Annotated in this window: 20 protein-coding genes; 11 read left to right on the forward strand and 9 right to left on the reverse strand. The window is 67.3% G+C overall.

Going from position 1 to position 24,224, the window contains the following annotated elements; translation table 11 throughout:
* Positions 1-15: 15 nt before the first annotated feature.
* Genes BMZ69_RS11405 through BMZ69_RS11415 form a run of 3 tightly spaced genes read right to left on the reverse strand, consistent with a single transcriptional unit; the run spans position 16 to position 6,367 of the window.
* On the reverse strand, positions 16-1,689 hold the full coding sequence (locus BMZ69_RS11405; RefSeq protein WP_092156756.1) for an OPT/YSL family transporter: 1,674 nt from the start codon (positions 1,687-1,689) through the stop codon (positions 16-18).
* 47 nt (positions 1,690-1,736) lie between these two features.
* Entirely contained in the window at positions 1,737-5,585 is a 3,849-nt protein-coding gene (locus tag BMZ69_RS11410; RefSeq protein WP_092156757.1) for a hydantoinase B/oxoprolinase family protein, read from the reverse strand.
* Entirely contained in the window at positions 5,582-6,367 is a 786-nt protein-coding gene (locus tag BMZ69_RS11415) for an IclR family transcriptional regulator (protein ID WP_092156758.1), read from the reverse strand. Before BMZ69_RS11415 ends, BMZ69_RS11410 begins: the two co-directional genes overlap by 4 nt.
* A 397-nt stretch (positions 6,368-6,764) precedes the next feature.
* Here BMZ69_RS11415 and BMZ69_RS11420 point away from each other — a divergent pair, with 397 nt between their 5' ends.
* From BMZ69_RS11420 to BMZ69_RS11470, 11 genes are all read left to right on the forward strand, one after another.
* A complete protein-coding gene (locus BMZ69_RS11420) occupies positions 6,765-7,457 on the forward strand; it encodes an MtnX-like HAD-IB family phosphatase (protein ID WP_092156759.1) in 693 nt (230 codons plus the stop codon).
* Complete coding sequence (locus BMZ69_RS11425) at positions 7,450-8,898, forward strand: aspartate aminotransferase family protein (protein WP_092156760.1); 1,449 nt, start codon at positions 7,450-7,452, stop codon at positions 8,896-8,898. The genes BMZ69_RS11420 and BMZ69_RS11425 overlap by 8 nt, the downstream gene beginning before the upstream one ends.
* 15 nt (positions 8,899-8,913) lie before the next feature.
* Complete coding sequence (locus tag BMZ69_RS11430; protein WP_092156761.1) at positions 8,914-9,837, forward strand: arginase family protein; 924 nt, start codon at positions 8,914-8,916, stop codon at positions 9,835-9,837.
* Positions 9,834-10,196 (forward strand): EamA family transporter, encoded by a 363-nt coding sequence (locus tag BMZ69_RS11435; protein WP_092156762.1) that lies wholly within the window; start codon positions 9,834-9,836, stop codon positions 10,194-10,196. Before BMZ69_RS11430 ends, BMZ69_RS11435 begins: the two co-directional genes overlap by 4 nt.
* 13 nt (positions 10,197-10,209) lie before the next feature.
* Positions 10,210-11,049 carry an alpha/beta hydrolase gene (locus BMZ69_RS11440; protein ID WP_092156763.1) on the forward strand — a complete coding sequence of 280 codons (840 nt, stop codon included), beginning with the start codon at positions 10,210-10,212 and terminating at the stop codon, positions 11,047-11,049.
* Between the two features lie 2 nt (positions 11,050-11,051).
* Positions 11,052-12,206 carry a GNAT family N-acetyltransferase gene (locus BMZ69_RS11445; RefSeq protein ID WP_092156764.1) on the forward strand — a complete coding sequence of 385 codons (1,155 nt, stop codon included), beginning with the start codon at positions 11,052-11,054 and terminating at the stop codon, positions 12,204-12,206.
* Positions 12,203-12,595, forward strand: a complete 393-nt coding sequence (locus BMZ69_RS11450) for an EamA family transporter (RefSeq protein WP_092156765.1) — start codon at positions 12,203-12,205, stop codon at positions 12,593-12,595. Before BMZ69_RS11445 ends, BMZ69_RS11450 begins: the two co-directional genes overlap by 4 nt.
* A complete protein-coding gene (locus BMZ69_RS11455; RefSeq protein ID WP_092156766.1) occupies positions 12,595-13,014 on the forward strand; it encodes a DUF2147 domain-containing protein in 420 nt (139 codons plus the stop codon). The genes BMZ69_RS11450 and BMZ69_RS11455 overlap by 1 nt, the downstream gene beginning before the upstream one ends.
* A gap of 70 nt (positions 13,015-13,084) precedes the next feature.
* Complete coding sequence (locus BMZ69_RS11460; protein WP_175506766.1) at positions 13,085-14,800, forward strand: sensor histidine kinase; 1,716 nt, start codon at positions 13,085-13,087, stop codon at positions 14,798-14,800.
* A complete protein-coding gene (locus BMZ69_RS11465; RefSeq protein ID WP_092156768.1) occupies positions 14,797-16,170 on the forward strand; it encodes a sigma-54-dependent transcriptional regulator in 1,374 nt (457 codons plus the stop codon). The genes BMZ69_RS11460 and BMZ69_RS11465 overlap by 4 nt, the downstream gene beginning before the upstream one ends.
* Positions 16,171-16,192: 22 nt before the next feature.
* Entirely contained in the window at positions 16,193-17,083 is an 891-nt protein-coding gene (locus BMZ69_RS11470) for a MipA/OmpV family protein (RefSeq protein WP_092156769.1), read from the forward strand.
* A 16-nt stretch (positions 17,084-17,099) separates the two neighbouring features.
* Here BMZ69_RS11470 and BMZ69_RS11475 read toward each other — a convergent pair whose 3' ends face one another.
* The 6 genes from BMZ69_RS11475 to BMZ69_RS11500 form a co-directional block, all read right to left on the reverse strand.
* Complete coding sequence (locus tag BMZ69_RS11475; RefSeq protein ID WP_092156770.1) at positions 17,100-18,161, reverse strand: ABC transporter ATP-binding protein; 1,062 nt, start codon at positions 18,159-18,161, stop codon at positions 17,100-17,102.
* 15 nt (positions 18,162-18,176) lie between these two features.
* Positions 18,177-20,360 (reverse strand): ABC transporter permease, encoded by a 2,184-nt coding sequence (locus BMZ69_RS11480; protein WP_092156771.1) that lies wholly within the window; start codon positions 20,358-20,360, stop codon positions 18,177-18,179.
* A gap of 43 nt (positions 20,361-20,403) precedes the next feature.
* Positions 20,404-21,345 (reverse strand): ABC transporter substrate-binding protein, encoded by a 942-nt coding sequence (locus tag BMZ69_RS11485; protein ID WP_244543332.1) that lies wholly within the window; start codon positions 21,343-21,345, stop codon positions 20,404-20,406.
* A 164-nt stretch (positions 21,346-21,509) separates the two neighbouring features.
* The gene (locus tag BMZ69_RS11490; RefSeq protein ID WP_092156773.1) at positions 21,510-22,310 is read right to left on the reverse strand and encodes an inositol monophosphatase family protein; all 801 of its coding nucleotides are present in this window, start codon (positions 22,308-22,310) and stop codon (positions 21,510-21,512) included.
* A complete protein-coding gene (gene iolG / locus BMZ69_RS11495) occupies positions 22,310-23,311 on the reverse strand; it encodes an inositol 2-dehydrogenase (protein WP_092156774.1) in 1,002 nt (333 codons plus the stop codon). Before iolG ends, BMZ69_RS11490 begins: the two co-directional genes overlap by 1 nt.
* 36 nt (positions 23,312-23,347) lie before the next feature.
* Entirely contained in the window at positions 23,348-24,148 is an 801-nt protein-coding gene (locus tag BMZ69_RS11500) for an SDR family oxidoreductase (RefSeq protein ID WP_092156775.1), read from the reverse strand.
* Positions 24,149-24,224 lie beyond the last annotated feature (76 nt).

The raw sequence follows: 24,224 nt of genomic DNA on the forward strand, positions 1-24,224 counted from the left end.
CGGGCCTCTTCGTTCTCAGCGTTTGAGAAAATTCTTCGAGACGGAATCGAAGAAGGAGAAGATCGCGTCACCGGCGATGATGCCGGCGGCGAAGACCTCCATGTCGCCTTCGCCGTCGGCGCCGCGCAGCTTCTCCCAGATGAGCCGGCAGAGGATGCCGGCCAGCACCGCCCAGCCCGCCATCGGGAAGTTGATCAGGAGGCCGGTGGCGAAGAGCACGCCGATCTGGCGCTTCGGCCCGCCGACGAATTGCAGGATCGCGCCGGGGATCGCCCAGAGGAAGAGCTGCCAGGCGACGCCGGGCGCGACGCCGGCCTTGATCGTCGCGGCATAGACCTTGTCGACGGGGGCGACGAGGTTCCGGTCGAAGAAGGACTGGTAGGAGACCAGCACGACCGCGCCGGCGACGACGAAGGCGAACATCGCGGCAAAGAGCTGCTGGCGGCGGCCTTCGCGCTCGAAGGCCGGATCGACGCCGTTGCCGCGCAAGAGGTGGCCAGCCTTGAGGTCGTAGCCCATATCGGCGAAGGCGGGGCCGGTCGCGGCCGAGAAGCCGACGAGCAGGGCCAGCGCCGGCATCGGGAAGCCGAGGAGCATGCCGATGATCAGGGTGATCAGCGCCACCGCGAAGGCCGGGAACCAGCCGGAATGCATCGCGGCGAGGCCGACGATCAGTTCATGCACATAGGCGGCGAAGGCGGCGTAGAGCACGAACAGGATCAGCATGCCGATCGACATGTCGGTCATCAGCCCGCCGACAACAGCGATGAAGACGGCGATGACGAGATAGCCGATCGTGCCGAGGCCGAGCGCCCGCTTCACCTCGGCATCGGTGGTGCCGGACGCGGCCTCGGCCTGCTTCTGGGCTTCGTCGCGGCGGAAGAGCAGCAGGCCGACCTGCAGCAGCGCGACGAGGCCGGCGCCGATCATGAAGCCGTGCGGGATATAGGCGGCCATCAGGTCGCCCTTCGGAATGATGGTCTCGAAGAGCGGCCCGCCGAAGATCTGGCCGGAATAGCCGCGCAGCAGCAGGCCGATGCCGAACATGGCCAGCGCCCAGATATTGCCGATGAAGGCGACGCCGAAGGCGGACATCGGAATGCCGGAGACGGCGGTCGAGCCCGCAAAGCCGATCCAGGCCAGCGGCACCTTGATGAAGCCGGTGACGATGGCGGTGACGAAACCGATGCCCATCAGCACCGCCTTGCGGCCGCCCTCGTCGCCTGCCTTGATCGCCTCGGCGGCGGCGACGCCCGGCGGCCAGGCGCCGGTCGCCGGGAAGACGCGGGAATCGAACATCCGATAGAGCAGATAGCCGTCGAGCAGCATGGCGAAGAAGGCGCCGGCCAGCATCGGCAGGACCAGGTCCGGCCGACCGAGCAGCCAGGGAATGCCGACCGGCAGCAGCAGGCTGTTGGCGGCGCCGAAGGTGGCCGAGGAGATCGCGCTCTGGGCCAGGTTCTGGACGTGGATCGAGCGATAGCGCGCGAAGATCGCGAGCGGCACGCGCGCCAGTGCCATGGCGGCGAGCGCGCCGATCAGCGAGGTGTTGGCGGTGATCCCCAGCGACACCAGCAGCTGCATCCCGATGATCGCGCCGAAGACGCAGAGGATCGCGATCAGCACCAGCGTCGCCGGCTCGAACAGGCTGGGGTGCCGCTGAGGCACTCCGTCATTTTGCGTCGTCATGCCTCGATCCCCTCATTGGCCCGTGCGGGCGTCTTTCGCTTGATCAGTCAGGCAACAAGGATGCCGGTCTTTGCTTCGCCGACATCCTGGGAGGCATGGGCGACATGCATGCCGTAATCGCGCCTGGCCGCTTCCGGCGAGACGAGGCCGAGCCCGATGTCGCGGGCGATCGCTTCGCGGGAGCGCTCGGAGGCCGGGCCGTAGCCGGCGCCGCCGGCAAGCACGAGCTCGACGATCTCATGCGGCTGCTTGACCTGGACGAGTTCGCCGGTGCCGACGTCCTTGAGGACATGACCCTGCTCGTCGATGACCCGGCCGGAAGCACCGCCGCCGGCCTTGCCCTCGAACAGGCCCGGGATCGGATTGTTGACTCCTTCCGGATAGAGTGAGACCAGCGTCGGCAAACCGTCATCGGAGAGCTTGCGCAGGCGCACGCGCTGGCCGAGGCCGCCGCGCTGGCGGCCGGCGCCGCCGGAGTCGATGAGATAGGTCTTCTCGACCACCAGCACCGGCACGCGCGATTCGAAGGTCTCGATCGAGGTGTTGGCCGCCGAGGTCGGATAGAGCAGGCCGGACTTACCGTCGCCATGGGCCGAGCCGCCCTGGCCGCCGCCGACGAAGAGCATGTCGGAATAGGTGTCGCCGGCCTGGTCGCGGCCATAGACGCTCGCCGCCACCGGCAGGCCGGTGAAGGCCTGCACCTGCTTCGGCGCCGCCTGCGACAGGGCGCGGAAGATGTTCGGTGCCAGATACCAGCCGGTGCGGGTGCGCAAATTGACCGCCAGCGGCTTGTCGCAGTTCAGGATCGAGCCCTTGGGGGCATCGATCGAGAAGGCGCGATAGCAGCCGGCATTGCCGCGCACCGACGGCGTCAGCATGCATTTCAGCGGGTAGGTGGCGTGCGCCATCGTGTAGTTGAGCGTGCAGTTCAGCCCGCCCTGCGGCAGCTGCGGCGGCGCGCCGGCGAAGTCGAGATGGATGGTGTCGTCCTTGACCGTCAGCGCTAGCGGATAGGTCATCGGCGTGCCGAGCGGATTGTTCGAGACGGTGCTATGGTAGGTGCCGTCCGGCAGCGCCCGGATGGCCTCCCGCATCGCCTTCTCGGAGCGGCTCTGCACGACATGGGCCAGTGCCCTGAGGTCCTGCATGCCGTAATCGGTGAGGAAGGACTGCAGCCGCTCGGCGCCGATCGCATTGGCGGCGACGAAGGAGTGCAGGTCGCCGAGCACCTGCTCGGAATTGCGCACGTTCTCGGCGAGCAGCCTGACCAGGGTCTCGTTGATCCTGCCGGCTTCGTAGAGCTTCATGGGCGGGATCTGGAAGCCTTCCTCATAGACCTCGCGGGCTCGCAACGAATCCTTGGTGCCGCCGATGTCGGAGACATGGCCGACCGTGCCCATCAGGCCGACGACGCGGTTGCCCAAGAACACCGGGGTGACGATGGCGATGTCGAAGAGATGGCCGGCGCAGAGCCAGGGGTCGTTGGTGATCAGCACGTCGCCCGGCTTCAGCGTCTGCGCCGGATAGCGCTCCAGCAGCGCCTTGACCGCGCGCGGCAGCGTCAGGTTGAAGACCGGCATGGCGCGTGGGCTGTGCGCGAGCGTCTCGCCCTCGGGATCGAGCAGCTCGCAGGCGAAGTCCTGCGCCTCCGAGATCACCAGCGAGAAGGCGGTGCGGCAGACGGTCAGCCACATCTCCTCGACGACGTTGATCATCCGGCTCCACATGATCTCCAGCGAGATCGGGTCGGCCTCGATGCGCCGCGCAGCCTCGGCCAGCGGCATGTCGGCGGTGATCGTGGTCTCGGCCGCGCTGGCCTGGCCGACATGGATGATCAGGTTCAGGACATCGTCGATCGCGACACTGTCGCCGGGCGGCACGATCGTGGTCGCCTCGCGCTCCTCGATGATCGCAGGCCCCTTGATGGCATCACCGGCGCGCAGGGCGTAGCGGTCATAGACGGTGGCCTCGCTCCAGCCGCCCTCGAACCAGGCGCGGCGCGTGCCCTTGACCTTTGCCGTGGCGTCGCCACCGCCGGCCGCGCCGGAAAGCGAGAGCGTGGGCACCGGGCCGGCGCAGCGGACGCGGAAGTTGATCGCTTCCAGCCGGGCGCCCTCGTAGACCGAGGTGTAGCGGGCCGAATAGGTCTTGCTGAAGGCGGCGCGGATCGCTTCCAAGCTGGACGCGTCGATTGCGCCTGACGGCAGCGGCACGGAAATGTCGTGCATCTGGCCGACGAGGCGCATATCGGCCGAGCGCTCGACCGTGACGTCGCCGGGCTTCACGCCGGCTTCGATCAGGTGCTTGCGGCCTTCCTCTTCCAGCGCGGTCAGCACGTGGTTGACCGCGGCGGCGTCGAAGCCCTCCGAGAACTCGACCGGCAGTGAGCGCACCATGTCGAAGGAGAGCGGGGCCGCCAGGAAGCCGAGCGCCGAGGCCGCGCCCGAGGCCGGCGGGATGATGACCTGCTTGACGCCGAGCACGCGGGCGACGTCGACGGCATGGGCCGGGCCGGCGCCGCCGAAGCCGACCATGGCGTAATGGCGCGGGTCCTTGCCCTTCTCGACGAGATGGACGCGGGCGGCGGCGCCCATGCTCTCGACCACGACCTTGTGGATGCCCCAGGCGGCTTCCTCGATGGAAAGGCCGAGCGGCTCTGCCACAGTGGCGACGGCCTTGCGCGCGGCGTCCAGATCGAGCGCCATGCGCCCGCCGAGGAAGAAGCCGGGATCGTAATAGCCGAGCACGAGATTGGCGTCGGTCACGGTCGGCTTCACGCCGCCCATGCCGTAGCAGGCCGGGCCGGGATCGGAGCCGGCCGAATGCGGGCCGACCTTGAGCAGGCCGACCTCGTCGATCGCCGCGATCGAGCCGCCGCCGGCGCCGATCTCGATCATGTCGATCACCGGCGCCTTGATCGGCAGGCCGGAGCCCTTGGCGAAGCGGTTGACGCGGCCGGCTTCGAGCATCGGCGCGATCTCGGCGCGGCCGTCCTCGATCATGCAGGCCTTCGCGGTGGTGCCGCCCATGTCGAAGGAGATCACGTCCTTGTGGCCGGCGAGCTCGCCGAACAGGGCCGTGGCGAGGCCGCCGCCAGCCGGGCCGCTTTCGAGCAGGCGGATCGGGAAGGTGCGGGCGGTCTCGGGCGAGACCAGGCCGCCGGCCGAATGCATCAGGCGGAGCGCGCCGCGGAAGGAGCGGGCGGCGAGCTCGCGCTCCAGCCGCTCCAGATAGCGCCGCATCAGCGGCTGGACATAGGCGTTGGCGGCGGTGGTGACGAAGCGCTGGTATTCCCAGATCTCGGCGACGACCTCGCTCGACAGCGAGACGGTCAGCTCCGGGCAGGTCTCGCGGGCGATGCGGCCGGCTTCCTGCTCATGGGCGGGGTTGCGATAGCTGTTGAGGAAGCAGATCGCGATCGCCTCGCAGCCGGCGGCGGCGAGCTCGCGGGCGGCCTTGCGCACGGCGTCGGCATCGAGGGCGGTCACGACCTTGCCGTCGCGGTCCATGCGCTCGGGCACTTCGAGACGATGTTCGCGCGAGACCAGCGGGTCGGGGAAGGTCAGGAACAGATCGTAGATATCGTAGCGCTGCTCGGTCCCCATTTCGAGGATGTCGCGGAAGCCCTTCGTGGTGATCAGCCCGAGCTTGGAGCCCTTGCGCTCGATCACGGCGTTGGTGACCAAAGTCGTGCCGTGGACGATGTCGCCGACATCGGCGAGCGTGATCCCGGCCATCTCGGTGAGCTCGCCAAGGCCGATCAGGGCCGCCTCGGACGGATCGTGCGGGGTGGTCAGGCGCTTGTGCAGCCGGACCGAGCGCTCCTCACCGTCATAGAGGATGAAGTCGGTGAAGGTGCCGCCGATGTCGAAGCCGATGCGCCAGCGATTGCTCATGGAGCAGTCTCCGAATATGAGAGGTTCAAGGGGAAGAAGCGCTTGTCCTGGGTCAGCGCCGCGATCTCGGCGGCGCCTTCGGCCAGGGACCGGATGATGGTGAGACGCTCGCCCGGCTCGACCGTCGCTGCCGGGAAAGTGATGCAGAGCGCGACCTCGTCGCCGGTCGCGGCATCGCCGAGGCCGACCGAGATGGCGCGGACGCCGCGCACGGCTTCGTCATGGGATTCAGCGAAGCCGGCACGGCGGGTCTCGGCCAGTCGCTCCAGCAACTCGTCCATGTCGCGCGGCGCGGTCTCGGACGGGGCGGTGAAGCCCTCCGGATAGAGCGCGCGGACCTCGGCGTCCGAAAGCCGGGCGAGCAGAGCGCGCCCGGTGCTGGAAGCGAAGGCCGGGATGCGATCGCCGATCGATGTGACGACCCTAAGCGCATGCCGGCCGGGATGGGCGGTGGCCGCAATGACCTCGGTGCCGCGGCGCACGCTGATATAGCCGGTATGGCCGATCTGGTCGGAGACGCGTCCGACCACGGCATCGGCCCGGTCTATCAGCGAAGCGGCGAAGCGATAGAGCTGGCCGACCTGCGCGAGCAGCAGCGAAGGACGGTAATGTTTGCTGTCGCCGACCGTTTCCAGCAGCCCCTCGTCGCGCATCGCCCGTAGCAGGCGCGAGGCATTGCTTTTGGGCATGCCGAGCAGGGTCACGAGGTCGGTCACGGTAACGTCGTGACGCGTGCTGGAGAAGCAACGAAGCACGTCTGCGGCTGCCGTCAGGATGGACATCCGGGTTGCTTCCAAAAAAAAGTTCCAAAAAATGGAACTTAAGTTGCAATTATTGAAACAATACGCCGGCTCGACGATGAGTCAAGACGGTTTGTGTCGCCAGCCGACCTTTGGCGGTTCGAATCGTTCGCGCTGGGGCAAGAGGCAAACCGGCTGGGGCTGTCGACTCCGGCCAGCCCTCTTGTTCGGCTTTCGTGCGAGAGCCCGGTTGCCAGGCAATCCCCGGGCAAGTTCCCGGTTCATAGACTGAATATGCGGCTCCAAAAAATGGAGCCTTCTCCAAAAGACAGGAGCTTCAGACCAAGGCCTTGGCTTCCTTCTTCACGATATTTCAAAGACTTGGTGTGTGGCACGAGGGTTGCTGAGCGGCGCGCGGACTGGCTGGAGCGCAGCGGGCATGAACTGGCAGGCAATCGTCGATTTCGACGGAACCATCTCACGCGAGGATACCACCGACCGCGTGCTGCAGCGTTTCGCGGAACCGGGCTGGGAAGAGATCGAGGCCGATTGGGTCGCCGGCAAGATTGGCTCGCGCGAATGCATGGTGCGCCAGGTCGCGCTGCTGCATGCCTCGCCCGACGTGTTCGACACCTTCGTGTCGTCGCTGGCGATCGACTGGGGCTTCGCCGCCTTCGTGCGGCTGTGCCAGCGCGCCGGCATCCCGGTCACCGTCGTCTCCGACGGGCTCGACCGGACGATCCATGCGCTGCTCGGCCGCGCCGGCCTCAGCGGCCTCACCGTCGTCGCCAATCATATCGAGCCGCTGCCCTGCGATCGCTGGCGGCTGACCTCGCCGCATGCCGACCCCTCCGGCGGCTGCGCCAGCGGCACCTGCAAATGCCGCGTCGCCAGCAGCCTCAGCCGGCCGTTGACCCTGCTGGTCGGCGATGGTCGCTCGGATTTCTGCGTCGCCGGCCAGGCCGACCTCGTCTTCGCCAAGAAGAGCCTGATCGCGCATTGCCGCGAGAACGGCATCGGCCATCGCCCGTTCAACACCTTCTCGGAGGCCGTCGGCCTCCTCGAAACCCTGCTGTCGGACACCACGAGCGAACCGGCAGCCCCTGCACGCAAGGACATGATCAATGGATGACGGCTTCACCCTGCTCGACCGCGCCGAGCCGGTCGATGTTTTCTCCGCGCCGGCGGCGACGCTGGCCGAGGAAGAGGCTCGCTTGCTCGCGCTCGAGGCCGAATACTGCTCGCATGGCGACACCGTCCACTACACGCAGTTCCCGAAGATCTTCTCGGGCTGCGAGGGCTCGTTCATGCTCGACGCGGCGGGCAACCGCTTCCTCGACCTGCAGATGTGGTACTCGGCCGTCAATTTCGGCTACGCCAATCCGCGCCTGAACACTGCGCTGAAGCGCCAGATCGACACGCTGCCTCAGGTGGCGAGCCAATATCTCCACCGCGAGAAGATCGAGCTCGCGGCGATGATCGCGCAGGACGCGCAGCGCAAGTTCGGCGCCAAGGGCCGCGTCCATTTCAATGTCGGCGGCGCCCAGGCGGTCGAGGATTCGCTCAAGCTCGTGCGCAACGCCAAGCACGGCAAGAGCCTGATGTTCGCCTTCGAGGGCGGCTATCATGGCCGCACGCTCGGCGCCTCGGCGATCACCTCGTCCTATCGCTATCGCCGCCGCTTCGGCCATTTCGGCGAGCGCGCGCACTTCATCCCGTTCCCCTATCATTTCCGCGGCCCCAAGGGGATGAGCAAGGAAGAGTACGGGCATCACTGCGTGCAGCAGTTCGCCCGGCTGTTCGAGAGCGAGTACAACGGCGTCTGGGATCCGAAGGTTCGCGAGGCTGAATACGCCGCCTTCTATGTCGAGCCGCTGCAGGGCACGGGCGGTTACGTCATCCCGCCGCCGAACTTCTTCATCGAGCTCAAAAAGGTGCTCGACCAGCACGGCATCCTGCTCGTGGTCGACGAGATCCAGATGGGCTTCTATCGGACCGGCAAGCTCTGGTCGATCGAGCATTTCGGCGTGCAGCCGGACGTGATCGTCTTCGGCAAGGCGGTGACCAACGGGCTGAATCCGCTCTCCGGCATCTGGGCCAAGGAAGAGCTGATCAATCCGACCGTGTTCCCGCCGGGCTCGACCCACTCCACCTTCAACGCCAACCCGCTCGGCACCGCCGTCGCGCTGGAAGCGATGAAGATGATGGAGGAAGAGGATTACGAGACCATGGTCATGGCCAAGGGCGCGTATTTCCTCGAGGGGCTGCAGGGGCTGAAGCGTCGCCACAGAATCGTCGGCGAGGTCGATGGGCTCGGCATGGCGCTGCGCATCGAGATCTGCGAGCCGCATGACAGCTTCACCCCGTCGAAGCGGCTGGTCGACATGATGTGCGACGAGGGCATGAAGGCGGACCTCGAAGTCGGCGGCAAGCGCTTTGGCCTCGTGCTCGACATCGGCGGCTACTACAAGAACGTCATCACCCTCGCCCCGGCCTTGACCATGAGTTACGCCGAGATCGACCTCGCGATCGAGCTGCTCGACCAGCTCTTCGCCCGCGTCGCCAGCGCCTGAGCAGGGGGACGGGCCTTGCGCCTGCGCGTGATCGACCTCGACGGTAGCGTGGCGGCGCAGGAGCCGCTGCGCCGGCATATCGATGCCGGCACGGCCGCGCGCATCGAGGCGACCGATCTTGCCGGCGCCCTGCGCATCGTCGCGGGCCGCCGGGCCAAGGCCGAGCTGCTGGAGCGCCTTGGCGGCCGCGACGGCGAAGGGCGGGGCGTGCCCGTCTTCTTCTACGGTTCGGGTGATTTCCATCACGTCACCTCGGTGCTGCTGGGCCGTGTCGAGGAGCCGGTCACGGTCGTGCATTTCGACAACCATCCCGACTGGGTCAGCTTTCCGGCTACGGTGAACTGCGGCGCCTGGGTCAACCGCGCGCTGGAACTCCCTTTGGTGTGCAAGGTCGTGACGATCGGCCCGTGCAGCGACGATCTCGTGCGCCCGGAATGGCAGTTCGCCAATCTCAGGGCCGTGGCCGAGGGGCGGATCGCGCTTTACCCTTGGCGGCATGCGCCCTCTCGGGTCTGGGGCCGCTATGGCGACGCCGAGAGCTTCCGCGAGAAGGGCGGGCATCTGCACTGGCGCAATCTTGCGGAGGTGGATTGGCCCGACTTCCTCGATGAGCTGATCCCTGCGATTCCGACCACCGCCGTCTGGCTGACGATCGACAAGGACGTCCTCGGGCCATGTGAAGCCTGCACCAACTGGGACCAGGGCGAGCTGCCGCTGCGCCATCTGCTGACGGCGGTCGAGCGGCTTGCGAGCGAGCGCCGGATCGTCGGCGCCGATGTCTGCGGCGACTGGTCCGAGCCGCGCTTCACCGACCCCTTCCGTGCGACGCTGGCCTATTTCGACCATCCGCCGCGCTTCAGGCCGACGCCCGAGCAGCTCTCCGTCAACGCCCGCGTCAATGCGCGGCTGATCGACTGCTTCCAGCGGGTGCTGTCATGAACGCGACGATCATCTTCTGGTTCGTGGCGTCGGTCGTCTGCGACGTCGCCGGCCAGATCTGCTTCAAGATCGGCGCCGACAAGCTGCCGCAGGGCGCCGATTTCCGGGCGACGGCTGCGGCGGTGGCCCGCTGCGGCTGGATCACCGCTGGGCTCGCGACCTATGTCGCCGAGTTCTTCATCTGGCTGCGCATCCTCGCCGAGGTGCCGCTCTCGATCGCCTTCCCGATCGCCAGCGCCAATTTCCTCGCCATCACCCTGGCCAGCGCCGTCTTCCTCGGCGAGCGCGTCGGCCGGCGACAATGGCTTGGCTCCTTCCTGATCACCTGCGGCGTCATGATCGTCGCCAGAACAGCCTGACGGACATGTTCCGATGACCATGCGCGATGTTAGCGTCCGCCTCGGCGGTGACCGCACCGGCTTCCTGCTCATCCACGGCCTTGGCGGCACGCCGACCGAACTGCGCTTCGTCGCCCGGGCGCTGCACCGCGTCGGCCATACCGTGCATTGCCCGCAGCTCGCCGGCCACTGCGCCGGGGAGGCTGAGATCCTCGCCACCGGCTGGCGCGACTGGACGCAGAGCGTCTTCGACGAGCTCGAGCGGATGCGCGAGATCTGCGATACGGTGATCGTCGGCGGGCTCTCCATGGGCGCGGTGCTGGCGATGCATGTCGCCGCCCAGCGCCCCGACCAGGTCGACGGCCTGGCGCTCTACGCCCCGACCTTCTGGTACGATGGCTGGTCGATCCCGCGCTACGCCTTCCTGCTGAAATGGTTCATCAACACGCCGTTCGGGCGGCGCTATCGCTTCGTCGAGCGCGAGCCCTATGGACTCAAGGATACGCGCACGCGCGCTTTGGTCGTCTCGTCTCTGGCGAGCGGCGACAGCGCGGAGGCCGGCCTGCTCGGCACGCCGTCGGGCTCGCTGAAGGAGATGTGGGACCTGATCGCGATCACCCGGCGTGAGCTGCATCTGGTCAAATGCCCGGCGCTATTGGTCCATCCGCGCGAGGACGACATCGCCGACCTCAAGAACGCCTTCGAGATCCAGCGCAAGCTCGGCGGGCTGGTCGATGCGGTCATCCTCGACGACAGCTATCACCTCGTCACCATCGACCAGCAGCATGAGATCGTGATCGAGCGCTCGCTGGCGCTGGCCTCGCGGCTCGCCAAGGCGCGCATGCCGGCGCTGCCGCTCGTGGCGGCCGAGTGACCATGGCCAAGGGGCGCATCCTGAAAGGCATCGCGGAGATCGCGCCTGCCGCCTGGGATGCCTGCCTGCCGGGCGAGGCCGAATGCCATGCCTATTACAGCGCCTGCGACACGGCCGCGTCGCAGAGCGGCGTCGGCCTGCGCATGATGGCCGCGGTTGTCGAAGAGGCAGACGAGATCGTTGCGGTAGCGCCGTTCTTCCGGCTGAACTACCGGCTCGACACGCCGTTGCAGGGCAAGCTCAGAGCTTTCGGCGATGCCCTGTATCGGCACGCGCCGGGGCTCGTCACCATGAAGGTGCTCTGCGTGGGGTCGCCCTATGCCGAGCGCTGCCATCTCGGTTTCGCCCCGAAGCTCGATGCCGCCGGATGCAATGCCGCCTTCCAGGCGCTCGCCGCCGCGCTGGAGCGGCAGGCAGCCGAGGAGGGCGCGCATCTCGTGGTCTGGAAGGACCTCGCGCCGGACGAGGAAGAGGGCTTCGGCGATGTGCTGAAGCAGGCCGGCTTCGCACGGCTCGGCAGCCTGCCGATCGCGCTGCTCGACCTGCCTTTCGATGACGAAACCGCCTATCTCGCCTCGCTTTCGGCGGCGACGCGCAAGGACATCAAGCGCAAGCTCGCCAAGGCGGACCAGGTGCGCATCGCCTTCCACACCGACATCACCGGGCTGGAGGCCCAGATCGGCGCACTTTACGAGGCGACGCGGGCGAAGAGCGGCCTCGATTATGGCGAGCTCGAAGTGCTGCCGCCCGGCTATTTCGGCGCGGTCTCGCGCGCGCTCGGCGAGCGGGCGGTGTTCGTGCTCTACTGGGTCGGCGGAGAGCTCGCCGCCTTCAACCTGCTGCTGGTCGAGCCCGACCGGGTGATCGACAAGTTCCTGGGCATGCGCTACCCGCTGGCCCGCGAGCATAATCTCTACGCCGTGAGCTGGATGGCGAATGTCCGCTTCTGCCTGGAGCGCGGCATCGACAAGCTCCAGAGCGGCCAGACGGCCTATGCCTCCAAGCTGCGCTTCGGCAGCCGGCTGGTGCCCTCGACCCTCTATGTCCGGCACCGGCTTGCGCCGCTGCAATGGGCGCTGCGTTCCTTGAGCCCTTGGCTCGGTTTCGAGCGCTTCGATCCCGATCTTGCCGCAATCGCCCGAAAGAAGGCCGCATGAGCAGCATCTCGCCACCGGCCACGACTCCCTGGGCGCGCCAGCTTGCGATCTGGGTCATCTTCGTCGCGCTCGACACCGGCACGCAGCTCGCCTTCAAATGGGGCGCTGACGGGATCGGCGACATGGAGTTCGGCCTCGCCATGATGGCGAAGGCGGTGTCGCTGCCTGGCGTCTGGTTTGCGACGCTCGGCTATATCGGCGTCTTCGTCGTCTGGATGGCGATCCTGCGCGACATGCCGCTCAGCCGCGCCTTCCCGATGACCGGCCTGGTCTATGTCACGGTTCCGTTGTTCGCCTGGTTCACCTTCGGCGAACAGATCGATCTGGTGCGGGCGGGCGGAATCGCATTGATCATCGCAGGCGTGATCCTGCTCGGGAGCGAGGACTAATGCGTGGGCTTGGTCCGGTCTTCGTGGTTGTTGCGGCGCTGATGGCCGCGCTGCCGGCCCATGCCGATCCGATGAGCGACATCGTCGGGCGCTGGCGCGATTCGGACGGGGAATCGGAGATCGCGATCAGCCGCTGCGGCCCGGCTTTGTGCGGCAAGATCGTCTGGCTGAAAGAGGCGCGCTTCGACATCTTCAATCCCAATGAGGGGCTGCGGAAGCGCTCGCTGCTCGGCCTCCAGGTGCTCTCCGGCTTCAAGCCGGCAGCGAAGGGGGCGCTGGAGGGCGAGGGCTACAATCCCGCTGACGGCAAGACCTATCGCACGACGCTGGAACTGACGTCGGCCCGCAGCCTGGTCGTGCGCGGCTGCGTGCTCGGTGGCCTGATCTGCGACGACGACACCTGGTCGCGCCAGCCATGATGCGACCCTGTCCGGGACTGCCCGCCGATGGCTGCGGTTGAGGGGTAGGGCGCCGACCATGTCGCTGCGGATGACATCGCTCAGACTCAGGCTGGTGATCGGCTTCATGCTGGTCAGCGTGCCGGCGATGATGGCGTCCGCCTATATCGCGGCCAGGCTGATCTCGGATGCCTTCGAGGAGAATGTCGAACAGTGGCTCGGCGAGACCTCGCGCTTCTTCGCGCTCGAGATCGCCGAGGCGACGCAGGAGGCGCAGCGCGTCGCCGGCGTGATCGGCCACCGGCTGGAGCAGGCGAGCGACGAGCACAAGATGCAGCGGACCGTCGAGCGCGAGTTCGCGGTGCTGAGTTCCGTCGGCTATGACCTGATCGCGATCTACCGACCCGGCGGCGATGTCCTGTTCAAGACGCGCGATTTCAGCAGCGTCAGCTCGCTGCCGACGGAATCGGGCCTCGGGCTGTTCAGGATCGAGACCGACGGCAAGCGCTGGATCATGGCGGGCGCGGTCCAGGCCATGCAGATCGGCAGCCAGCCGGCCAACATCCTGGTCGGGACCTGGCTCGACGAAGCCTCCTTCGGCGGCATCAAGGTCGTGACCTCGCTGGAGATTCGGCTTTTCGCGCTCTTCAACGACCAGCTCGAACTGGTGATGCAGACTCACCCCGACCGCACGACGACAGTGCCGGCGGGCGTGCGGGCGAGGCTCGAAGCCGGAGAGGAAGCGGTCTTCGAGCCGGCGGCCGATGCCGGCACCTACCGCGCCGTCTATTCGAGCCTGCGCGGCATAGACGGGCAACTCGCCGCGATCAGCTTCATCGGCATGCGCAGCGAAGCGGGCTTCTTCGAGCAGCTCGGCCGGGAGAGCCTGTTCCTCGGCATCTTCCTGCTCGGCAGTGCGATCTCGATCGTCGTCGGCATCCTGACCTCGGACCTCTTGGTGCGCCCCCTGCGCGCCGTGACCCATGGCGTGCGCGCGATCGCGGCAGGGGATTTCGGCCAGCGCGTCGCGGCCGGTGGCGGGCGCGAGATCGTCGAGCTTGCCACCGGCTTCAACAGGATGGCCGAGCAGCTCGGCAAGCTGCACGAGCTGGAGGCGGAGCTGCGGCGCCACGACCGGCTCTCGGCGCTCGGCCAGGCGGCGATGGTGATCGCCCATGAGGTGCGCAATCCGCTCGGGATCATCAAGACGTCGACGGAGGTGGTGCGCAATCGTGCCAGGCTCGGCGGGGCCGAGGAAAAGATGCTCGGCTATGTCGTCGACGAAGTGCGGCGGATCGAGACGCTGGTCCGCGACTTCCTCGACTTCGCGCAACCGAAGCCGCCGCTGAAGGTCGAGATGCCCCTGCGGGCGGTGATCGATCGCGTCGCGGCGATCGCGGCACCCGAATTCTCCCGCCAGAAGGTGGAGCTGACGATCGAGGACAGCAGCGAGGCGGCGACCATTCTGGGGGACCCCGACCAGTTGCATCAGGCTTGCCTGAACCTCTTTCTCAACGCGATCGACGCCATGCCCGACGGCGGCATGATCCATGCGAGTGTGAAGGCCACGGACGAGACCGTCTCGTTGACGATCCGCGACGAAGGGCCAGGCGTGCCCGAGGCGATCCGGCCGGAGGTCTTCAACCCGTTCTTCACCACCAAGGCCAAGGGCACCGGCCTCGGCCTCGCCAAGGTCCAGACCGTGGCGGAGGCCCATGGCGGCACCGTCACCTGCGCTTGCGAGCCGGGGCGGGGAGCCGCCTTCACCGTCACCCTGCCACGGGCAAGACCGGGAGCGGCGGCATGAACCATTCCATCCTCGTGGTCGACGACGAGGTAAGGCTCGCCGACGTGCTGGCCGCGGCGCTGGAGGATCTCGGCTATCGCGCCACCGCGGTTCATAGCGCGCGGGCCGCGCTGACCGAGCTCGAGCAGACGCGCTTCGACCTGGTACTGACCGATCTCAGGCTGCCGGTGATGGATGGGCGCGCCTTGCTGCGCGAGGTCCGCAGCCGCTGGCCGGAGGTACCCGTCATCGTCATCACTGCCTTCGCCGCGGTGCGCGACGCGGTCGAACTGGTGAAGGAAGGGGCTTTCGACTACATCGCCAAGCCGTTCGAGATCGAGGATGTTTCCGCTACCATTCGGCGCGCCCTGCGCGTCGCCGACATCGTGCGGGACAATGAGCGCCTGCGCGGCGAGCTGGAGGGGCGCTACAGCTTCGATACGCTGGTCGGCAACAGCGCCGCCTTCCGCCGGGTGATCGAGCAGGTCACCGAAGTCTGCGAGACCAAGGCGACCGTGCTGCTCAACGGCGAGAGCGGTACCGGCAAGGAGCTGGTCGCCAAGGCGATCCACTTCAACAGCCCGCGCCGCGACAAGCCCTTCATCGCGGTCAACTGCGCGGCGATCCCGGAAACCCTGCTGGAAAGCGAGCTCTTCGGCCATGTGAAGGGCGCCTTCACCGGCGCGCTCGCCAACCGCACCGGGCGCTTCGCCGCGGCCGATGGCGGCACGCTCTTCCTCGACGAGATCGGCGACATGCCGCTGCCGATCCAGGCCAAGCTGCTGCGCGTGATCCAGGAGCGCAGCTTCGAACCGGTCGGCGCGACGCGGACCCAGACGGTCGACGTCAGGCTGGTCGCGGCGACGCATAAGGACATGCGCCAGGCCGTCGACAAAGGCAGCTTCCGCGAGGACCTGTTCTATCGGCTCAACGTCTTCCCGATCCAGCTGCCGCCTCTGCGAGACCGGCCCGACGACATTCCGCTTCTCGCCGGCCACTTCCTGGCCGATCTGGCCGAGAGCATGGGCAAGCGCGCGAGCGGGTTCTCGCCGGCGGCCATGACCGCCATGGCCGCCTATGACTGGCCGGGCAATATCCGCGAGCTGCACAACTGCATCGAGCGGGCGGTGATCGTGGCGAAGACGCAGACGATCGATGTGGCCGATCTGCCACAAGACCTGTTCGTCAGCCGCAGAAGCGATCGGGACGCGTTCCCTCGCGATCTCGACGCCGAACTCGAGCGGATCGAGCGGGATTTCATCATCGAGGCGCTCAGGCGCAACGATGGCGTGCAGGTCAGGGCTGCGAAATTGCTAGGCATAGCGGAAAGAAGCCTTTGGCACCGCATTAAGAAACTCGGTATTAGGCTGGGCCGCTCGATCGCGGATTGACGACTCACGGGACGCCTAACCCATGCTCTCTCTCGTCCGTCACGAACGTCCAGCCCGCGGCCGGCGCTCACGCGCCGCCGTCCTGGCCGGGGTCGCGGTGCTGCTCGCCCTCTCCAACGGAGCGGCAAGCGCGAATGACGACGATGACGATGATGACGACGACACCAAGCGGGTCCTGACCGATCCGACGCCGGCCAAGGGCTGGATCATCACGCTGGGGGGCTCGTTCCAGGTCGGTCCGAAATATGATGGCGCGAAGGCCTTCAGCCCGTCCTTCATGCCGTCGCTCTCATGGCGGCGCGTCGGCGAGCCCGCCGGCTTCAGCGCGCCGGACGACAGCTTCGACTATGCCATCTACGATACCGACCGCTTCGATGTCGGCGTCGTCGGCAATTATCGTTCCGGTCGCTATTCCGGCTCGAGCTTCCGGCTCTTCGGCATGCGTGACGTGCCCTGGGCGATCGAAGCCGGCGTCTTCGCCGAATACTGGGTTGTTCCCGACCGGTTGCGCACCCGCATCGAGATCCGCCAGGGCTTCAACGGCCACCATGGCGTGGTCGCCGATCTCTCGGCCGACTGGGTCGAGAGGCTCGGCAGCTTCACCTTCGCCATCGGCCCGCGCCTATCGCTCGGCAGCGCCTCGTACATGCGTCGCAATTTCGGCGTCCTACCGGCGGAGGCGGCGCTCAACGGCACGATTCCCGCCTATAAGCCCGGCGCCAGCGCCAAGTCGGTCGGCCTCGCCTCGTCGCTGGAATATGCCTGGTCGCCGAGCTTCTCGACCACTGTGTTCGCCCGCTATGACCGGCTGGTCGGCGACGCCGGGAACTCGCCGCTCGTCGACAGGCTGGGGGAGCGCAACCAGTTCTCGGTCGGCATCGGCGCGAGCTATTCCTTCCAGGTCGGCGGCTGAGGCCGACCGCGGATGCTCAGGGCACCAGGATCACGCCCGAGCTCGCGAAGGAGAGCCAAACCGGCGTGCCCGGCAACAGCATGTCGTCGACATCATTGCTGATGACGAACAACTCGCCGACGGCGGTCTCGATCATCAGGTCGAGATGGTTGCCGAGATAGGCGCATTTGCGGACGGTGCCGGGCAGGGTGCCCTGGCTCTCATGGCGCGAGACCAGCAGGCTCTGCGGCCGGATCGCCGCCTTGGCCGGTCCGGGCTGCAGGCCGCGCGCCACCAGTGAGGCGTTCGCCGGGCCGATCGCCACTTCCGCGCGTCCGTCCGCGACCGACTTGACGGTGACATCGACCATGTTGGCGTCGCCGATGAAGTCGGCGACGAAGGCGTCGGCGGGCTCCTCATAGAGCTGACGCGGCGTGCCCTGCTGGGCGATGCGGGCGTTCGACATCACGATGATCCGGTCGGAGACGGCGAGCGCCTCCTCCTGGTCGTGCGTGACATAGGCGACAGTGAGGTTGAGCGCCTGCTGCAGCTCGCGGATCTCCTCGCGCACGCGCCGGCGCAGTTTGGCGTCGAGATTGGAGAGCGGCTCGTCGAAGAGCAGCACCTGCGGCTCCAGCACCAGGGCGCGGGCGACGGCGACGCGCTGCTGCTGGCCGCCCGAGAGTTCGGACGGGTAGCGCTTCTCGAAGCCCTTGAGGCCGACCAGCGCCAGCTTCTCCAGCGCCATCTCCTGTGCCTTGGCCTTGGGCAGGCCCTTCACGGTCGGGCCATAGGCGGCGTTCTCCAGCACGCTCATATGCGGAAAGAGCGCATAGGACTGGAAGACCATGCTGACGTCGCGATCGGCGGCGGAGAGCCGGGTGACGTCCTTGCCGCCGATCAGGATCTGGCCGTCGCTGGCGATCTCCAGGCCGGCGATCATGCGCAAGGTCGTGGTCTTGCCGCAGCCGGAGGGGCCGAGCAGCGTCACCAGCTTGCCGGCCTCGATCGAGAAACTGACATTGTCGACCGCGGTCACCGCGCCATAGCGCATGCTGACATTGCGGAATTCGACGGAGGCGGGGCCGGCCTTGGGCATGACTGCAACGTATCCTTACTTGATCGGCTCGGCGGCGGAGGAGGCGAGGGCGGTCGTGCCGCGCCGGCCGAGCTTGCGCTCGCCGACGCCGAGCTGGATCAGGCTGATGCCGAGCGCCATGACCACGATCAGCACCGAGGAATAGGCGATGGCGAGGCCGAACTCGCCGGCCTCGACCCGGCCGACGATATAGGCGGTGGCGAGGTTGTACTCGGCCGAGACCAGGAAGATCACGGCACTGACCGTCGTCATGCTGCGCACGAAGCTGTAGACCAGCGCGGCGACGAGGGCAGGGCGCAGCAGCGGCAGCACCACCCGCCAGAGCGTGGTGAAGCTGCGGGCCGAGAGCGTCGCGGATGCCTCGTCCAGGCTCTTGTCGATCTGCGACAGCCCGGCGATGCCGGAGCGCACGCCGACCGGCATGTTCCGGAAGACGAAGGCGATGACGAGGATCAGGCCGGTGCCGGTGATCTCGACCGGCGGCACGTTGAAGGCGAGGATATAGGCGACGCCGAGCACGGTGCCGGGAATGGCGAAGCTGAGCATGGTCGCGAATTCGAGCGCGCCGCGGCCGGCGAAGCGCTGGCGGGTCAAAAGATAGGCGGTCAGCAGGCCGATAATCGCGGTCAGCGGCGCCGCAATGATGGACAACTTCAAAGTGGTGAAGAAGGACGGCCAGGCCGAGCCGTCGAAATGGAGGCCGCGGCTGAAGTCGATCGAGAAGCCGGTGATGTAGTGCTGCAGCGTCGGGGTGTGATCGCGCCCCATCGTCTTGACGAAGCCGCCCATCAGGATGACGACGTAGATGACCGCGGTCAGCGCCACCCACGGGCCGATGACGAGGGCGGAGATCCAGGTGATGCGACGCGGCAACGGTGTCGGCAGGCCGGAATCGCCCTTGCCGGTGACGGTGGTGTAGGACTTGCCGCCGAGCCAGCGCTGCTGCGCCCAGAACGCGGCGAGCGTGAAGCCGAGCAGGACGATGGCGAGCACCGCCGCCTGGCCCTGGTTGTGCGCGGCGCCGACCACGGCGAAGAAGATCTTGGTCGAGAGCACCTCGAAATTGCCGCCGAGCACCAGCGGGTTGCCGAAATCGGCCATGCTCTCGACGAAGCCGAGCAGGAAGGCGTTGGCGAGGCCCGGCCGCAGCAGCGGCCAGGTCACGGTGCGGAAGGTGGTCCAGCGCTTGGCACCGAGTGTCTGCGAGGCTTCTTCCAGGCTCGGCGCGATGCCCTGGACCACGCCGATCAGCACGAGGAAGGCGATCGGGGCGAAGGCGAGCACCTGGGCGAGCAGCACGCCGGGCAGGCCGTAGATCCAGCGCGAGCGCGGCACGCCGAACCACTCGAACAGGAATGTCGAGAACAGGCCCGAACGACCGAAGAGCAGGATCAGCGCCAGGCCGATGACGAAGGGCGGCGTGATGATCGGCAGCACGGTGAGCAGGCGCATGGCGCGCTTGCCGGGCATGCCGGTGCGCAGGATCAGCAGCGCGCAGGCGAGGCCGAGCAGGGTAGTGATCAGGCCGGTCAGGACAGCAAGGATCAGCGTGTTCCAGGCGACGCCGCAATTGGTGTTGGCGGAAAGGCAGCCGAGCCCCCAGATCGTCGGGCTGAAGAAGCGCTCGACGAACTCGCCGAGGACGAGGGCGCCGCTGGAATCGACCAGCGCGCTGCGCAGGATCACCGCGACCGGCAGGAAGATGAACAGCGCGATCAGCATGATGACGATGCCGATCGAGGAGGTCGTGAACAGGTCGCCACGGCACAGGCCGCGATAGGCGAGGCCGTGGCAGAGCAGGAGCAGCAGCGAGACCAGGGTTATCAGCGCGCCGAAGCCCATGCCGGGCTGGGCCGCGCCGGCCCCGCCGAGCAGGGCCGCCAGCGCCGGCATGCCCTGATCCTTGAGCGTGATCGCAAAGCCCTGGGCGAAGAAGACGACGAGGCCGGCAAAGCCGATCCAGGCCAGGAGCTTGCCGGTGCCGGCATTCTCCTGCCGGAAGGCGAGCAGGCTGGCGAGGACGAGGGCGATGCCGACGGGGGCGAGCCAGGGTGCCGCCCCGGAGAGCACGAGCGCCAGCGCCGTGCCCGCCTTGCCGAACGGATAACCGGAAAGGCTCATCCCCTCGGGCAGGTACCAGGGGATGAGCGCATAGCCGAGCCAGCCGGCCAGCAGCGCAAGCCTCGTCGCGGGACGCATCGTCTCTCGCCTCTCGTCTCGGATGTCAGCGATCAGCGTGCGCTCATTTCGGCAGCGCCTTGATCTCCTTGTCCCACTTCGTCAACAGGCGGGTGCGCTCGGCCGAGGAGCCGTATTTGACGAAGTCGTATTTGATCAGCTTCATCTCCGACATCTTCGGGGCCTGGGCCGGGACCGGCGCGTTCTTGTTCGAGGGCACCTGATAGGACTTGGCCGGCGCGGCGAGCGCCTGTGCCGCCGGGGTCAGGGCCCAGTCGTAGAACTTCTTGGCGTTGTCGAGATTGCGCGCGCCCTTGATGATCGACATCGAGCCGATCTCGTAGCCGGTGCCCTCGCAGGGTGCGACGGCCTTGATCGGGTCGCCCTGCACGGCGAAGACGACGGCGTCATGGATGAAGACGATGCCGACGGCGGTCTCGCCGAGGCTCGCCGCCTTGGCCGGGGCCGCGCCCGATTTGGTGTACTGGCTGACGTTCTTGTGCAGCTTCCTGAGATAGTCGAAGCCCTTGTCCTCGCCCATCAGCTGCACGACCGTGGCCAGCAGGTTGTAGGCGGTGCCCGAGGAGTTGGGGTCGGCGACCTGGACGTCGTCCTTCAGCTTGGGATCGAGCAGGTCGGCCCAGCATTTGGGCTCGGCAAGGCCCTTGGCCTTGATCTGCTGGGTGTTGTAGCCGAAGCCGAGCGCGCCGGCATAGATGCCGACCGAGCGCTTCTTGGCGGCTTCCCACTGCGCCAGCGCCCATTCGTGCAGGTCCTTGCTGGCGGGCGATTCGTATTCCTGCGTCAGCCCTTCCTCGGCCGCCTGCAGATGCGGGTCGCCGGTGCCGCCCCACCAGATGTCGCCGCGCGGATTGGACGATTCCGCCTTGAGCTGGGCATAGATCTCGCCGGCCGACTTGCGGGTCATCGCGACCTTGATGCCGGTCTCCTTCTCGAAGGCGCCGCTCATGGCGCGGCACCATTCCTCCTGCACGCCGCAATACATGACGAGCGAGCCCTGGGCCTGGGCCGGAGCAGCGGCGAAGGCCGCGCTCGCGGCGGCCGCGAATAGTCCGGCGCGAAGCCAGTGGTGTTTCTGCATGGTCTTCCTCCCGATATCTGGTTCTGTCTGTTCTTGTTGGGTCGATAGTGACCGGTCGTCGGCAAAGATCAACGGCTATTGTGCCGGCTTACTATTCCGGTGATGCGTTCCAGTTCGCCCGTCAGCTCCGGGGTGCAGCACAGCACCGGGTTGCCGGCCTTGATCGCGCCGCCAGCGAAGAAGTCGTTGATGTCGGCGCCGGCCTCGGTCGCGATCACCAGTCCGGCGGCGACATCCCAGGCATTGATGTGCAATTCAGCATAGGCCTCGGTACGGCCGATCGCGACATGGCAGAGGCCGAGCGCGCCGGAACCGGAGCGCTTGACCGAGGCGCCCGCAGCGAAGCCGCGCCCGACCGTGGCGAGATAATCCTCGTTGGGAATGCGGGTCGACCAGCCGAATTCGAGATAGGCGCGGCGGATGTCGGCCGTGCCGGAGACCTTGATCGGCTCGCCGTTCATGGTCGCGCCGCGGCCGCGGCGGCCGAGATAGACCTCGCCCAGCGCCGGCGCCGAGATGATGCCGATCTCGGGCACGCCGTTGAGCAGCAGGCCGATCGAGATGCACCAGGTGCGGTCGCCACGGGCGAAGTTCGAGGTGCCGTCGATCGGATCGATGATCCAGACCGCATCGGCCGCCTCGCCGCCGCCTTCCTCGCCGATGACGGCGTCACCCGGAAACAGCACGGCGAGGCGCTCACGCAGGAACGCTTCGACTGCGCCATCGGCGACGGTGAGCCAATCCTGCGCGCCCTTCATGCTGACGCCGAGGCTGTCCTTGCGGCCGAAATAGCCGAGCGCCAGCCGGCTCGCCTCCTCGACGAGGCCAAGTACCGCGTATTGGCGCAGGTCGAGCTCCGCAGGCGTCATCACAGCGATTCCAGCGAGACGGCGACCGGCTTGCCGGTGCGGCGGGATTCGGTCGCGGCATCGGCCAGGACCTGGGCCTTCAGGCCATCGAGGCCCGACGGGGAGGGCGCGCGCTTGTCGCGGCAGGCGGTGACGAAGGCGTCGAGCTCGGCGCGATAGGCCGCGGCGTAGCGCTCCAGGAAGAAATTCTGCACGGGATCGGCCCGGAAGCCGGCCCCGGTCGCGATCTCGACCGTGGTCTCGTGGATATTGCCGGCGCGCAGCATGCCCTTCGAGCCATGCACCTCGATGCGCTGGTCGTAGCCGTAAGTTGCGCGGCGCGAGTTCGAGATCTGGGCGATGCGGCCGCTCGCGGTGCGCATCAGCACGGCGGCGGTGTCGACGTCGCCGGCCTGGCCGATCGCCGGATCGACCAGCGCCGAGCCGAGAGCGAAGACCTCGACGGGCTCCTCGGCGAGCAGAAAGCGGGCCATGTCGAAATCATGGATCATCATGTCGCGGAAGAGACCGCCCGAGCGCTTCACATACTCGACCGGCGGCGGGCCGGGATCGCGCGAGATGACGGTGACGATCTCGATCTCGCCGGCTTCACCCGCGCGCAGGCGGCCTTCGAGGCCGGCGAAGTTGGGATCGAAGCGGCGGTTGAAGCCGATCATCAATGGCTTGCCGGACTTCGAGACGACTTCGAGGCAGCGGCGGATGCGGCCGGCGTCGAGATCGACCGGCTTCTCGCAGAACACCGCCTTGCCGGCCGAGACGGCAGCCTCGATCAGGTCGGCATGGGTATCGGTCGGGGTGCAGATCACCACGGCGTCGATGCCGGAATCGGCGAGGATCGCCTCGGTGCTGGCGACCCTGGCGCTGGAGGCCTGGGCGAGCGAGGCGGACGCCTCGGCCGAGGCGTCCGAAAGCGCGACCAGCTGCGCATCGGAGCGCGCCGCGACATTGAGCCCGTGAATGCGCCCGATCCGGCCGGCGCCCAGCAATCCAAATCTCATCACGTCCGTGGTCCTGCAGTTCGAGAGTGCTCCGGCGCTTCAGTCGTGCGCGCCGAGAATGGTCTGGTCGAAGTCGATGTTCGAGCCGGTCATCAGCCCCGATTCGGATGACGCCAGATAGGCGACCGCCTTGGCGACCTCGCGCGGATCGATCAGGCGGCCGAAGGGACGGCCAGCCTCTGCCTTCTCCAGCCAGCCATCCTGCGCGTCATGGCGCAGGCGCATGATCGCGTCCTCGCCCGGCGTCGCCATCCAGCCGATGTTGAGGCCGTTGACGCGAATGCGGTCGGCCAACAGGCCATAGGCGGCGTTCTTCGTCAGCGTCGCCAGCGCACCCTTCGAGACGCTGTAGGCGGCGAGGAAGGGCTGGCCGCCATGGGCCGACATCGACTGGATGTTGACGATGCTGCCCTGGATGCCCTGCTTGCGCATCAAGGTCGCGGCGTCCTGGATCAGAAAGAAGGGCGCGGTCAGGTTGACAGCCATGATCCGCGCATAGAGCTCGGGGCTGGTGTCGAAGATCGTGCCGCGGTCGGTGTCGCCGGCAGCGTTGACGAGGACGTCGAGCCGGCCGAAAGCTTGCTCGGCGGCCGGGACGATCTTCCGGACAGCGTCGAGATCGGCCAGATCGGCGGCGTGGAAGTGGGCGTTGCAGCCGGCGGCCTTCAGGCTGTTGGCGACCATTTCGCCGCGCTCGCGGTTGCGGCCGGTGAGGACGAGGCCGGCAGCACCGCGCGCGGCGAATTCGCGGGCGACCGCCTCGCCGAGGCCCTGGCTGCCGCCAGTGACGACGGCGACCTTGCCGTCGAGCGCGCGGCTGAAGTTAGTCGGCTCAGGCAACTCGGCTTCTCCCTGGGCGCGCCACTGTCACAATGGCACATTATTTTTATTGCGCTTGACTAATGGAACAAACATT

The organism is Allobosea sp. CRIB-10 (assembly GCF_900112185.1).
Taxonomy (GTDB): Bacteria; Pseudomonadota; Alphaproteobacteria; order Rhizobiales; family Beijerinckiaceae; genus Allobosea.